Raw genomic sequence first — 11,365 nt, 5'->3', positions numbered from 1 at the left:
CGACGTATCTCCCTGGTTCTCGTTAGTTCCGGGTCTTGGTTCCGGGTCGAGCTACAACCGTTGTTGTGGGCAGGTGAACTGTCCACATGGCTATCCACAAATGTGGACAGTACCGTCGATAACCAGCCGCAACCTACCAGCAACGGCTCGCGATCCTCGTGTTGAAAACACCCGGTTCAAGTTGTCCGGGCCGCTAGTCGATCCGCCATCCTCGCTTGATTGTCGAGTGCCGTTTCCACGCTGAAACGGCGTGATAACTACACCGCCCGAAGCTAACAGTTTTCCGTACGGCTGCCAACCGTTGTTTTGCGTTGTGGTGGGTTCTTTGTGAGTGTGGCGGTCTCGGGTGTACGGATGGTGAGCAGCTTAGCGGGCAGGATGCCCTGAAGCGGTTGCCGGGTGGGCGAGGTTTGACCAGGCGAAGGCGCGTAAGTACCCTCAAACAGTCGCCCGAAAGTCGGCGATGCGGCTGCGACCTGGATTAGTCCAGGGACCGCGCCGGCCAGCAGCGAAAACCACCTCCGACCGTCCCGCGGGCCAATCGAGTTGGAAGGCAGTGAGTGGCCGGATGGTGATGTTGCCAGACATAGCGAGGAGACGCCCGTGACCAAGGGCAAACGGACCTTCCAGCCGAACAACCGGCGGCGAGCTCGTGTTCACGGTTTCCGCTTACGGATGCGTACCCGCGCCGGGAGGTCAATTGTGTCCAGCCGGCGACGCAAGGGTCGGCGCACGCTCAGTGCTTGATTGCAACATCGGGCTTATTTGCGGTGCTTCGTGCACGCAACCGCATGAGGCGGTCAGCGGATTTTGAAACAACGGTGAAGCACGGGATGCGTACCGTGCGGTCTGACATGGTCGTTTATTGGTGGCGTGGGAGTAGCGGTGGGCCGCGCGTCGGACTGATTATCGCCAAGTCGGTGGGGTCGGCCGTGGAACGCCACCGCGTGGCACGTCGGCTGCGGCACGTGGCTGGGTCGATCGTCAAAGAACTCCACCCGTCCGATCATGTGGTGATCCGCGCGCTGCCAAGCAGCCGGCATGTCTCCTCGGCTCGGTTGGAGCAGCAACTGCGACGCGGCTTGCGGAGGGCTGTCGAACTGGCAGGTAGTGATCGGTGAGTCTGTCTAGGCAAAGCTGTGGGCGCGTGGTCCGGGTTACCGGTAGAGCATCAGCGCGGGGGTTGATTTTCGTTATCCAGGTCTATCGGCACATGCTTTCGCCGCTACGACCGGCGTCGTGCCGCTTTGTCCCTACCTGTAGTCAGTACGCCGTCGATGCGCTCACCGAGTATGGCCTGTTGCGGGGAAGCTGGTTGACCATGATCAGGCTCGCAAAGTGCGGACCATGGCATCGGGGAGGATGGGATCCGATACCGGAAGGCTTAACGACAGGCCGGAGCTGCCAGACAGACGTCGACGGCGCGAACGACGACTGGAACCCTGCGTCAAAGCGAGGGGAGCGTGAGTCTTTTGTTTGATTTCTTCAGTCTCGACTTCATCTACTACCCGGTGTCGTGGATCATGTGGGTTTGGTACCGGCTGTTCGCGTTTGTGCTAGGACCATCCAACTTCTTCGCCTGGGCGTTGTCGGTGATGTTCCTGGTCTTCACGCTGCGTGCGCTGCTGTACAAGCCGTTCGTGCGCCAGATTCGCACCACCAGGCAGATGCAGGAACTGCAACCACAGATCAAGGCCTTGCAAAAGAAATACGGCAAGGATCGTCAGCGGATGGCGCTCGAAATGCAAAAGCTGCAACGCGAGCACGGCTTCAACCCCATTCTCGGATGTTTGCCGATGCTGGCGCAGATTCCGGTGTTTCTTGGGCTCTATCATGTGTTGCGCTCGTTTAACCGTACGACCGGGGGCTTTGGTCAACCACACTTGTCGGTGATCGAGAACCGACTGACTGGGAACTACGTCTTTAGCCCGGTCGACGTCGGCCACTTCCTAGATGCCAACTTGTTCGGCGCTCCGATCGGGGCGTACATGACGCAACGGTCCGGGTTGGATGCGTTCGTCGATTTCAGTCGCCCTGCGTTGATCGCGGTGGGTGTGCCGGTGATGATCTTGGCCGGCATCGCGACGTACTTCAACAGTCGCGCGTCTATCGCGCGGCAGAGCGCCGAGGCGGCTGCGAATCCACAGACCGCGATGATGAACAAGCTGGCGCTGTACGTATTTCCGCTCGGCGTAGTCGTCGGCGGACCGTTCCTGCCACTGGCGATCATCTTGTATTGGTTCTCGAACAATATCTGGACGTTCGGGCAGCAGCATTACGTCTTCGGCATGATCGAAAAGGAGGAGGAGGCCAAAAAGCAGGAGGCGGTCCGGCGCCGGGCGGCCAACGCGCCGGCCCCGGGAGCTAAGCCCAAGCGGAGCCCGAAGACCGCTCCAGCGACCAATGCGGCAGCCCCAACAGAAGCCGGGGACACCGATGACGGGGCAGAGTCGGACGCCAGCACTGAGCGACCAGCCGACACGTCCAATCCGGCCAGACGCAACAGCGGCCCGAGCGCCCGTACGCCGCGGCCCGGGGTGCGACCGAAAAAACGCAAACGTTGACAATCCTTCCGGGCAGCCGGGCAGGCGGTCCCACAAACACAACCCACCCGCAGACGAGGGGAGAGCAAGCCATGGCCGACGCTGACACCACCGACTTCGACGTCGACGCAGAAGCACCGGGTGGAGGCGTCCGGGAGGACACGGCGACGGATGCTGACGAGGCCGACGATCAAGAAGAGAGATTGGTCGCCGAGGGCGAGATTGCAGGCGACTACCTGGAAGAGTTATTGGACCTGTTGGACTTCGATGGCGACATCGACCTCGATGTCGAAGGCAATCGTGCGGTGGTGAGCATCGACGGCAGTGACGACCTGAACAAGTTGGTCGGGCGCGGGGGCGAGGTGCTCGACGCTCTGCAGGAACTCACCCGGTTGGCGGTGCATCAGAAGACCGGTGTGCGGAGCCGGTTGATGCTAGACATCGCGAGGTGGCGACGGCGGCGCCGGGAGGAATTGGCGGCGCTGGCCGACGAGGTGGCGCGGCGAGTGGCCGAAACCGGTGACCGCGAGGAACTCGTTCCAATGACGCCGTTCGAACGGAAGATCGTCCACGATGCGGTTGCAGCGGTGCCAGGTGTGCACAGCGAAAGCGAAGGCGTGGAGCCAGAACGCCGAGTCGTTGTGCTCCGCGACTAGCTCGCGAGCCAGCGGCTCCGACCGACGCCGCAGTAAGCGATGCGTGGCCGAGCGGCTGGGCCAGCGTCTCGAGAGCGGAGAATGTTTCACGTGAAACATGACACAGACCTCACGAGCCGGCGGAGTGCGTAATGTCTCCGATCGAGCCTGCGGCGTCTGCGATCTTCGGACCGCGGCTTGGCCTTGCTCGGCGGTACGCCGAAGCGTTGGCGGGACCCGGTGTGGAGCGGGGGCTGGTGGGACCCCGCGAAGTCGGTAGGCTATGGGACCGGCATCTACTGAACTGCGCCGTGATCGGTGAGCTCCTCGAACGCGGTGACCGGGTCGTGGATATCGGTAGCGGAGCCGGGTTGCCGGGCGTGCCATTGGCGATAGCGCGGCCGGACCTCCAGGTAGTTCTCCTAGAACCGCTACTGCGCCGCACCGAGTTTCTTCGAGAGATGGTGACAGATCTGGGCGTGGCCGTTGAGATCGTGCGGGGGCGCGCCGAGGAGTCCTGGGTGCAGGACCAATTGGGCGGCAGCGACGCTGCGGTGTCACGGGCGGTGGCCGCGTTGGACAAGTTGACGAAATGGAGCATGCCGTTGATACGGCCGAACGGGCGAATGCTCGCCATCAAAGGCGAGCGGGCTCACGACGAAGTACGGGAGCACCGGCGTGTGATGATCGCATCGGGCGCGGTTGATGTCAGGGTGGTGACATGTGGCGCGAACTATTTGCGTCCGCCCGCGACCGTGGTGTTCGCGCGACGTGGAAAGCAGATCGCCCGAGGGTCGGCACGGATGGCGAGTGGAGGGACGGCGTGAGTGCTCCGTGGGGCCCGGTGGCCGCTGGACCGTCCGCGCTCGTAAGGTCGGGCCAGGCTTCAACTATCGAACCATTCCAGCGGGAAATGACACCACCGACACCGACGCCTGAGGCCGCGCACAATCCGACGATGAATGTTTCACGTGAAACATCGACAGAATTCGACACCCCCATCGGCGCTGCAGCAGAACGTGCGATGCGGGTCCTGCACACCACCCACGAGCCGCTGCAGCGGCCGGGTCGACGCCGGGTGCTCACCATCGCGAATCAGAAGGGCGGGGTCGGTAAGACGACCACCGCCGTCAATATCGCTGCCGCGCTTGCTGTGCAGGGCCTCAAGACACTCGTGATCGATCTCGATCCCCAGGGCAACGCGAGCACCGCATTGGGTATCACCGACCGGCAATCCGGCACACCCTCGTCCTACGAGATGCTTATCGGCGAGGTTTCGTTGCACACGGCGCTACGGCGCAGCCCGCACAGCGAGCGGCTGTTCTGCATCCCGGCGACGATCGATCTGGCCGGCGCCGAAATCGAATTGGTGAGCATGGTGGCGCGCGAGAACCGGTTGCGCACCGCCCTGGCCGCACTCGACAACTTCGACTTCGACTACGTTTTCGTCGACTGCCCGCCCTCGCTGGGGCTGCTGACCATCAACGCACTCGTCGCGGCACCGGAGGTGATGATCCCGATCCAATGCGAGTACTACGCGTTGGAGGGTGTGTCGCAGCTTATGCGCAACATCGAGATGGTGAAGGCCCACCTCAACCCCCAACTCGAGGTCACCACCGTGATCCTTACCATGTATGACGGCCGGACAAAGCTCGCCGATCAAGTAGCCGACGAGGTCCGTCAGTATTTCGGAAGCAAAGTGTTGCGGACGGTGATTCCACGCAGCGTCAAGGTTTCCGAAGCGCCGGGCTACAGCATGACCATCATCGATTACGATCCCGGTTCGCGCGGCGCGATGAGTTACCTCGACGCGAGCCGCGAACTTGCCGAGCGTGACCGACCACCATCCGCGAAGGGACGACCATGACCCAGCCGTCACGCAGAAAGGGTGGCCTCGGCCGTGGCCTGGCTGCGCTGATCCCGACTGGCCCGGCAGACGGAGAATCGGGGCCACCGACCTTGGGTCCCCGGATGGGATCTGCCACGGCAGATGTCGTAATCGGCGGACCGGTCCCGGACACTTCCGTGATGGGCGCCATCTATCGGGAAATCCCACCGAGCGCCATCGAGGCTAATCCCCGTCAGCCGCGTCAGGTGTTCGACGAAGAGGCACTGGCCGAGTTGGTGCACTCCATCCGCGAATTCGGTCTCCTGCAGCCGATCGTGGTGCGGTCATTGGCTGGATCCCAAACCGGCGTGCGCTACCAGATAGTGATGGGGGAGCGGCGCTGGCGGGCTGCCCAAGAGGCGGGCTTGGCCACCATCCCGGCCATCGTGCGTGAGACCGGCGACGATAATCTGCTGCGCGACGCCCTCCTGGAAAATATTCATCGAGTACAGCTGAATCCGTTAGAAGAAGCGGCGGCATACCAGCAATTGCTCGACGAATTCGGGGTCACCCACGATGAACTGGCGGCGCGTCTCGGCCGCTCGCGGCCCTTGATCACCAACATGATCCGATTGCTCAAACTCCCCATCCCGGTACAGCGGCGAGTGGCCGCCGGCGTGCTGTCGGCCGGGCATGCTCGCGCCCTGCTGTCGCTCGAGGCCGGACCGGAGGCGCAAGAGGAGCTGGCGAGCCGGATCGTCGCGGAGGGCCTGTCGGTGCGAGCCACCGAGGAGACGGTCACGCTGGCCAATCACGAGGCCAATCGCCAAGCCCATCACAGCGACGCGACTACACCCGCGCCGCCGCGGCGTAAGCCGATTCAGATGCCTGGCCTCCAAGATGTTGCTGAGCGTCTATCGACCACCTTTGACACGCGGGTGACCGTCAGTCTGGGCAAACGCAAGGGTAAGATTGTGGTGGAGTTCGGCTCGGTCGATGATTTAGCGCGCATAGTCGGTTTGATGACCACTGATAGCCGAGATAAAGGCCTGCACAGGGACGCTCTGTAATTACGTCACTGTGACAACGCGCCGGTTCCGGCGCCTAAGCCAACCCGCTGCGGGGAGCGGGAATCAACGGAGACGCGGTGTGCGGCAAGCGGATTCGAGATTGGACGGGGCAATGGACCGGACAATTGTCACCGGCCGGACACGATGCGGTGCAAGTCGGCTGGAGTGGCATCGCGAATACTGGCCCGATAGCGATCGACTCTCTTATTCTAGAAGGGTTGCTGGTGCACATTGGCCCGCGGAGGTGTAGGGCCATCGGTTGCAATGCCGCACGGAGGCCAGGAGACTAGTGTCCGCTCGTATCACAGCGTTACGACTCGAAGCCTTCGAGCAGCTCCCCAAGCATGCGCGACGCTGCGTTTTCTGGGAGGTCGACCCCGCGATTCTCGGCAAAGACGACCACCTCGCCGACCCCGAATTCGAAAAGGAAGCCTGGTTGTCGATGGTGATGCTGGAGTGGGGTTCGTGCGGTCAGGTCGCAACGGCAGTCCCCGATGAGCGCAGCCACGCCGAACCACCCTGCCTCGGGTATGTGCTCTACGCTCCGCCCAGTGCGGTGCCGCGAGCCCAGCGGTTTCCTACCGCGCCGGTGTCGGCGGACGCGGTGCTGCTTACGTCGATGGGCATCGAGCGCGGGCAAGCAGATGACGACTTACCGCACAGTCTGATTGCCCGGGTAATTGAAGAGTTGGTTCGGCGCGGCGTCCGGGCGCTGGAAGCTTTCGGCCGGACACCAGCGGCCACCGATTTGCAAAACCCGGGCGCGGTAACACCTGATGTGCGGCCGGTGTTGGAGGCCCTCGGCGACTGCTGTGTCGAACACTGCATCATCGACGCGAACTTCTTGATGGACGTGGGTTTCGTCGTGGTGGCACCGCACCCGTACTTTCCGAGGCTACGCCTCGAACTGGACAAAGGGCTGGGGTGGAAAGCCGAAGTCGAGGCCGCTCTTGAACGCTTGCTGGAGAATGCTCGACTGCAAGAGCCGATAGCAGCGGGGTCGACGGCCGGCAACACGTCGTAAACCCCACGCGGCCACTGGGCTTAAGAACCGCCGAGTCTACCCGCTCGCTCGACAGACAGTTCGTGGGCCAGCAACTCGGCGAAAGTGAATGTGCCGGTGGGCCGATCGTTCTTGCCTAACAGATACAGCCGTTTGACCGCGGCGAGAATGCCTTCGGCGATGGCATCGCGCGTCTGCGTTGAGACCAGCATCCCACGATCGTGGGGGTTGGTGATGTAGCCGATATCGACCTGAACGGTCGGCATCCTGGTCAGCCGCAACAGATCCCACGTTCGACCATGCACACGGCAATCCCGTAAACCGGTGCGCGCCACCACTTCTCGTTGAATGAAATCGGCAAGATTGCGGCCGATGGTAGACACCGAGCCGTGCGAGTTGCCGAAGTGAAAGGAAGCCACGCCGTTGGCCGCGGGACTGGTCTGGGTCTCGCAGCGCAGGCTGATCATCAGGTCTGCGCCAACGGCGTTGGCGGTGGCGGCACGCTCTGCGTCGGACGGACTACGGTTGGTCGGACGGGACAGGTGGGTCTCCATACCGATAGCTGTCATCCGTCCTTCGAGCCGACTTGCCAAGTCCCACAACAAGTCTGCTTCGCTGATGGGCCCAGCCGGACCTTGCGCGATAAGTCCGTGGTCCACGCCGCCGCGACCGGGATCAATGATGATCCGTTTGCCAGACAGCTTCGGCCCCGAGCTGCGGACCAGCTCTTCTTCGCGAATCGCATGTGGCGAGCCACCGCTGACTCGCGAACTTAGAAAGTACAAGGAGCGCAACGTTTCTGGGCCGCAGATACCGTCTGCGGCAAGTCCGTACTCACGCTGATAGGACATCAACGCATTGTGGGTCTGCAACCCGAAATGACCGTCGACCAGCCCGGTGTAGAAACCAAGATCCTGCAGCCGGGCCTGCAGTGTAGCGACGTCGTCCCCGTAGAGCGGGGCGCCGAATTGGTGGTACAGCGTGCGGGCCCCGAGCCGGTAGGAGGCTTCTTTCAACGCGCGGTAGGTGGCCTCACCGACGATGCCGTCCACCAGCAGGCCGCGATGCTGTTGGAAGGCACGGACCGCCTGGTCGAGCTGCGCGTCGAACAACTCAAGGGCGACGTTACGGCCCGTCGTGAGGTCTTCTTCCTGATGATCCAGCATCCCTAACGCGGTCAGCGCAGCCCGGATCTCGGTGACGGCCGCACTGCGGTCGCCACAGCGCAGCGCATCGCCGTCTTCGCGGCGCGGACTCGGCATACCAAGGGCCCTCCGGGATTAGCTCACATCGTTGACAATGCGGACCAGCCAACCGGTATTGTCGCAGATCCTTGCCGATTTCGGGAAAACCCCAGGCTAACCGCGGGGGCTAGTTGAGGTTGGGAACCACGTCTGAGAGCTCGCGCAGCAACGCAGCCTTACCCTTGGCGCCAACGATTCGTTTCACCGGCTGGCCGTCCTTGAACAAGATCAGGGTAGGGATCGAGACGACCTGGAAGTTGCGGGCGGTCTCCGGGTTGGTGTCCACGTCGAGCTTGGCGACGGTGAGGTCTGTTGCGCGCTCGGTGGCGATTTCCTCGAGAACGGGCGCTACCATCTTGCAAGGTCCACACCATGTCGCCCAAAAGTCAACCAGCACAGGCTTGTTGCTGGATAGCACGTCGGTGGCAAAGGATGCGTCGGTAACTTTGATGGTGGCGGACTTCTCGGAATCGGTCATCGTTGTGCTCCTATCAATGCGTCGGTACTGTCAGCTTCTCCGGTTGCTGCGTGCTCGGCGAGCCAGCGCTCGGCGTCGATAGCCGCGGCGCAGCCACTGCCCGCTGCGGTAACCGCCTGGCGATAGGTGCGATCCACCAGGTCGCCGGCAGCGAACACGCCCGGCAGTGAGGTGCTGGTGGTACGCCCCTGCACCAACACGTAGCCGTCCGGGTCGACGTCGATGGCCTCGCGCACCAAGCCCGACCGCGGCTCGTGGCCGATCGCGACGAAAACACCGGTTACCGGCAGGGTGGTTTCGGCACCGGTGTTGGTGTCGCGTACCCGCAAGCCGGTCACTGTGGTGTCCCCGTCCACCGCGACCACGGTGTGGTTGGTGAGGAACCGTATCTTGTCGTTGTTGCGGGCGCGATCGAGCATGATTTTGGAAGCCCGGAACTCGTCGCGGCGATGCACCAGCGTCACACTGCGAGCGAATCGGGTCAGGAAGGTAGCTTCCTCCATTGCCGAGTCACCGCCGCCGATGACGGCGATGTCCTGATCGCGGAAGAAGAATCCGTCGCAGGTGGCGCACGAGCTCACCCCGCGCCCGAGCAATTCCTGTTCGCCGGGCACCTGCAGATAGCGTGCCGCTGCGCCCATTGCCAGGATCACGGCTCGGGCCCGGTGGGTCTGTCCGTCGGCGGTGACGACCGATTTCAGCGGCCCGTGAAGTGATACCGACTCGACGTCTTCCATACGCAGGTCCGCGCCGAATCGCAGCGCCTGTTCCCGCATCTCATCCATCAACTCTGGACCGGTGATGCCGTTGCGAAATCCCGGGTAGTTCTCCACGTCGGTGGTGGTCATCAGCGCGCCGCCGAAAGACGTGCCCTCGAAGACCAGCGGCGCCAGCTGGGCACGGGCGGCGTAGAGCGCCGCGGTGTACCCCGCGGGACCGGAGCCGATAACGATCACGTCGCGAACGGGGTGGTGTGCGCGGTCATGGACAGGCGGGGCGGTCATGCGAGCCTTTCGAGTGCGAGGGCAGATCTTGAGACAACGAACGCCAGCGTAGGCACTGCTGTTCCCGCAGGCGAGCGACAGCACCCAGACCCATCATGCGCGGGGGACCACGGTGCTAGCCAACAACCCGGTATCGGCGGCGCTGCAGTGCGGCGCGACCGCAAAAACGGCCAGTTTGTCGGGCGTGTCCGCGGGTATCACCAGCAGTACGGCGGGCCGAGCGTCGATATCGATCGGCTGCGCGCCCAGCACCGGCGTGGACGCCGGATAGCCGAGGCCGCTCAGGCAGGACGTACGCCGGGACGGATCGCCCAGCGGGCCTCCGGGTGGGCCATAGTCCGGGGTGTGGTGAAGCAGGTCGAGAACCTGCGGCCGAGACAGCGGAATCACCGGGGCAGGTTTTGACACCGTGATGTGCTGCGCGGTTGTCGGTGCACTCGGTGCGGGTGGCGGTGCATCGATTAGGGCCACGGCGCCGACACCGATCGCTGTGGCCACGGCGCACAATCCGGCCGCGCCGGCGATCATTCGGACGGGGTGGACGTGCGGACGGGCGGCGTGAGCGGCGCCGGGTGAGCTGTTCGGGCGCGCCGACCGTAAGGCCGCCGAAATTCTGTCGACGACCGCTGGGCGAGCAGCTGGCCCCCAAGCGGGGTCGGCACCCATCGCGGCGACATCGCGGCGTACCCGGTTCAACGCGCGCAGGATTTGCTGAGCCTGCGGGTCTGAGCGGACCCGGCTGCGGATGCGGGCGGCGGTTGCGTCGTCCAGCAGACCTGCTTGCAGGTCGGCCAGCAGCTCAACGGTCAGCGGCGGGTCCGCATCGGCGCTATGTTTGTCTGGATCCTTGTCGGCTGCACTCATCGGCCCCAGTGTCCGTCATGCCCGGTGGCAATAGCCAGATGTGGGGTAGCGGCGAGCCCGTGGATCGATGCTACGACGGACCGGCAACGGGGTCAGCGCCGGATGTTCACCCCGGTGTTGAGATAGCCCAGCAGCCGCGCTAGGCGGGCCCGCGCCCGGGCGCAGCGGCTCTTGACGGTGCCCTCGGCCACGCCCAGCATCCGGGCGGTGTCGGCGATCGAATAGCCCTGCATGTCCACGGCGACCACCGCGGCCCGCTGCTCGACGGGCAGCCGCATCAGTGCCCGCTGCACCGCGATCGCGGTCTCGACCTGCGCGGTCCGGTCCGCGACCGGATAGACATCTTCTAGAGGGGCGGTCGGATGGGCTTTGGCCCGACGCAGCCGGTCCAGGCAAGCGTTGACCACGATGCGGTGCAACCAACTGCTGACGGCGGCATCGTACCGGAACGAGCCGGCGCCGCGGTGCGCTGACAGCATCGCGTCTTGCAGCGCATCGTCGGCGTCCTCGGAGGTCCGGCTGGTGAGCCGCGCGAGCCGGTGTAGCTGGCGGTGATGACGGCGGAACAACTGATCGAAGGCGTACCGGTCGCCGGCGACATGGGCGGCCAGCAGCTCGGCGTCGCGGCGCTCGTGACGGCCCCCGAAACCCACGGCCGGACAGTAACCAATCGGTGGCGGCATAGCACTTCACCCT

The 11,365-nt window shown here is 63.9% G+C and carries 14 protein-coding genes; 9 read left to right on the top strand and 5 right to left on the bottom strand.

All coding sequences use genetic code 11. The annotated features are described in order from the left end of the window. The first annotated feature begins 603 nt into the window (after positions 1–603). The 9 genes from rpmH (at position 604) to MCAN_RS20690 (ending at position 7,100) form a co-directional block, all read left to right on the top strand. The gene (gene rpmH / locus MCAN_RS20730) at positions 604–747 is read left to right on the top strand and encodes a 50S ribosomal protein L34 (protein ID WP_003400206.1); all 144 of its coding nucleotides are present in this window, start codon (positions 604–606) and stop codon (positions 745–747) included. A gap of 23 nt (positions 748–770) precedes the next feature. Next, positions 771–1,121, top strand: coding sequence for a ribonuclease P protein component (rnpA, locus tag MCAN_RS20725; protein WP_041180198.1), 351 nt, complete (start codon positions 771–773; stop codon positions 1,119–1,121). After that, positions 1,118–1,480, top strand: coding sequence for a membrane protein insertion efficiency factor YidD (yidD, locus tag MCAN_RS20720; protein ID WP_003899766.1), 363 nt, complete (start codon positions 1,118–1,120; stop codon positions 1,478–1,480). Before rnpA ends, yidD begins: the two co-directional genes overlap by 4 nt. After that, positions 1,464–2,564, top strand: a complete 1,101-nt coding sequence (yidC, locus tag MCAN_RS20715) for a membrane protein insertase YidC (protein ID WP_003899765.1) — start codon at positions 1,464–1,466, stop codon at positions 2,562–2,564. Before yidD ends, yidC begins: the two co-directional genes overlap by 17 nt. 71 nt (positions 2,565–2,635) lie before the next feature. Next, positions 2,636–3,199, top strand: coding sequence for a Jag family protein (locus MCAN_RS20710; RefSeq protein WP_014002032.1), 564 nt, complete (start codon positions 2,636–2,638; stop codon positions 3,197–3,199). Positions 3,200–3,330: 131 nt separating this feature from the next. Continuing rightward, positions 3,331–4,005 carry a 16S rRNA (guanine(527)-N(7))-methyltransferase RsmG gene (gene rsmG, locus MCAN_RS20705; protein WP_003899763.1) on the top strand — a complete coding sequence of 225 codons (675 nt, stop codon included), beginning with the start codon at positions 3,331–3,333 and terminating at the stop codon, positions 4,003–4,005. Beyond that, a complete protein-coding gene (gene parA, locus MCAN_RS20700) occupies positions 4,002–5,045 on the top strand; it encodes a chromosome partitioning protein ParA (protein WP_003400180.1) in 1,044 nt (347 codons plus the stop codon). Before rsmG ends, parA begins: the two co-directional genes overlap by 4 nt. Next, positions 5,042–6,076 carry a ParB/RepB/Spo0J family partition protein gene (locus MCAN_RS20695; RefSeq protein WP_014002031.1) on the top strand — a complete coding sequence of 345 codons (1,035 nt, stop codon included), beginning with the start codon at positions 5,042–5,044 and terminating at the stop codon, positions 6,074–6,076. The genes parA and MCAN_RS20695 overlap by 4 nt, the downstream gene beginning before the upstream one ends. A gap of 289 nt (positions 6,077–6,365) precedes the next feature. Then, positions 6,366–7,100, top strand: coding sequence for a hypothetical protein (locus MCAN_RS20690; RefSeq protein ID WP_003400171.1), 735 nt, complete (start codon positions 6,366–6,368; stop codon positions 7,098–7,100). Positions 7,101–7,120: 20 nt separating this feature from the next. Here the strand turns inward: MCAN_RS20690 and cwlM are convergent, their stop codons facing one another. The 5 genes from cwlM to sigM form a co-directional block, all read right to left on the bottom strand. After that, positions 7,121–8,341 (bottom strand): N-acetylmuramoyl-L-alanine amidase CwlM, encoded by a 1,221-nt coding sequence (gene cwlM / locus MCAN_RS20685; RefSeq protein ID WP_014002030.1) that lies wholly within the window; start codon positions 8,339–8,341, stop codon positions 7,121–7,123. 109 nt (positions 8,342–8,450) lie between these two features. Then, complete coding sequence (trxA, locus tag MCAN_RS20680) at positions 8,451–8,801, bottom strand: thioredoxin (protein ID WP_003400164.1); 351 nt, start codon at positions 8,799–8,801, stop codon at positions 8,451–8,453. Beyond that, positions 8,798–9,805: a thioredoxin-disulfide reductase gene (gene trxB / locus MCAN_RS20675; protein WP_003900782.1), complete on the bottom strand. Its 1,008-nt coding sequence runs from the start codon at positions 9,803–9,805 to the stop codon at positions 8,798–8,800. The genes trxA and trxB overlap by 4 nt, the downstream gene beginning before the upstream one ends. Positions 9,806–9,898: 93 nt before the next feature. Beyond that, a complete protein-coding gene (rsmA, locus tag MCAN_RS20670; protein WP_014002029.1) occupies positions 9,899–10,669 on the bottom strand; it encodes an anti-sigma-M factor RsmA in 771 nt (256 codons plus the stop codon). A 92-nt stretch (positions 10,670–10,761) separates the two neighbouring features. Further along, positions 10,762–11,352, bottom strand: a complete 591-nt coding sequence (gene sigM / locus MCAN_RS20665) for an RNA polymerase sigma factor SigM (RefSeq protein WP_014002028.1) — start codon at positions 11,350–11,352, stop codon at positions 10,762–10,764. Positions 11,353–11,365: the final 13 nt, after the last annotated feature.

This window comes from Mycobacterium canetti CIPT 140010059 (genome assembly GCF_000253375.1).
Classification (GTDB): Bacteria; Actinomycetota; Actinomycetes; order Mycobacteriales; family Mycobacteriaceae; genus Mycobacterium; species Mycobacterium tuberculosis.
The sequence above is the reverse complement of the archived record's forward strand: the minus strand, read 5'-3'. Positions and strand labels throughout refer to the sequence as shown.

What these genes read in the sequence shown, in the direction of transcription:
- MCAN_RS20710 (WP_014002032.1), top strand. Translation starts at nt 2,636, where the DNA reads ATGGCCGACGCTGACACCACCGACTTCGACGTCGACGCAGAAGCACCG.
- rsmG (WP_003899763.1), top strand. Translation starts at nt 3,331, where the DNA reads ATGTCTCCGATCGAGCCTGCGGCGTCTGCGATCTTCGGACCGCGGCTT.
- MCAN_RS20695 (WP_014002031.1), top strand. Translation starts at nt 5,042, where the DNA reads ATGACCCAGCCGTCACGCAGAAAGGGTGGCCTCGGCCGTGGCCTGGCT.
- cwlM (WP_014002030.1), bottom strand. Translation starts at nt 8,341, where the DNA reads ATGCCGAGTCCGCGCCGCGAAGACGGCGATGCGCTGCGCTGTGGCGAC.
- trxA (WP_003400164.1), bottom strand. Translation starts at nt 8,801, where the DNA reads ATGACCGATTCCGAGAAGTCCGCCACCATCAAAGTTACCGACGCATCC.
- trxB (WP_003900782.1), bottom strand. Translation starts at nt 9,805, where the DNA reads ATGACCGCCCCGCCTGTCCATGACCGCGCACACCACCCCGTTCGCGAC.
- rsmA (WP_014002029.1), bottom strand. Translation starts at nt 10,669, where the DNA reads ATGAGTGCAGCCGACAAGGATCCAGACAAACATAGCGCCGATGCGGAC.
- sigM (WP_014002028.1), bottom strand. Translation starts at nt 11,352, where the DNA reads ATGCCGCCACCGATTGGTTACTGTCCGGCCGTGGGTTTCGGGGGCCGT.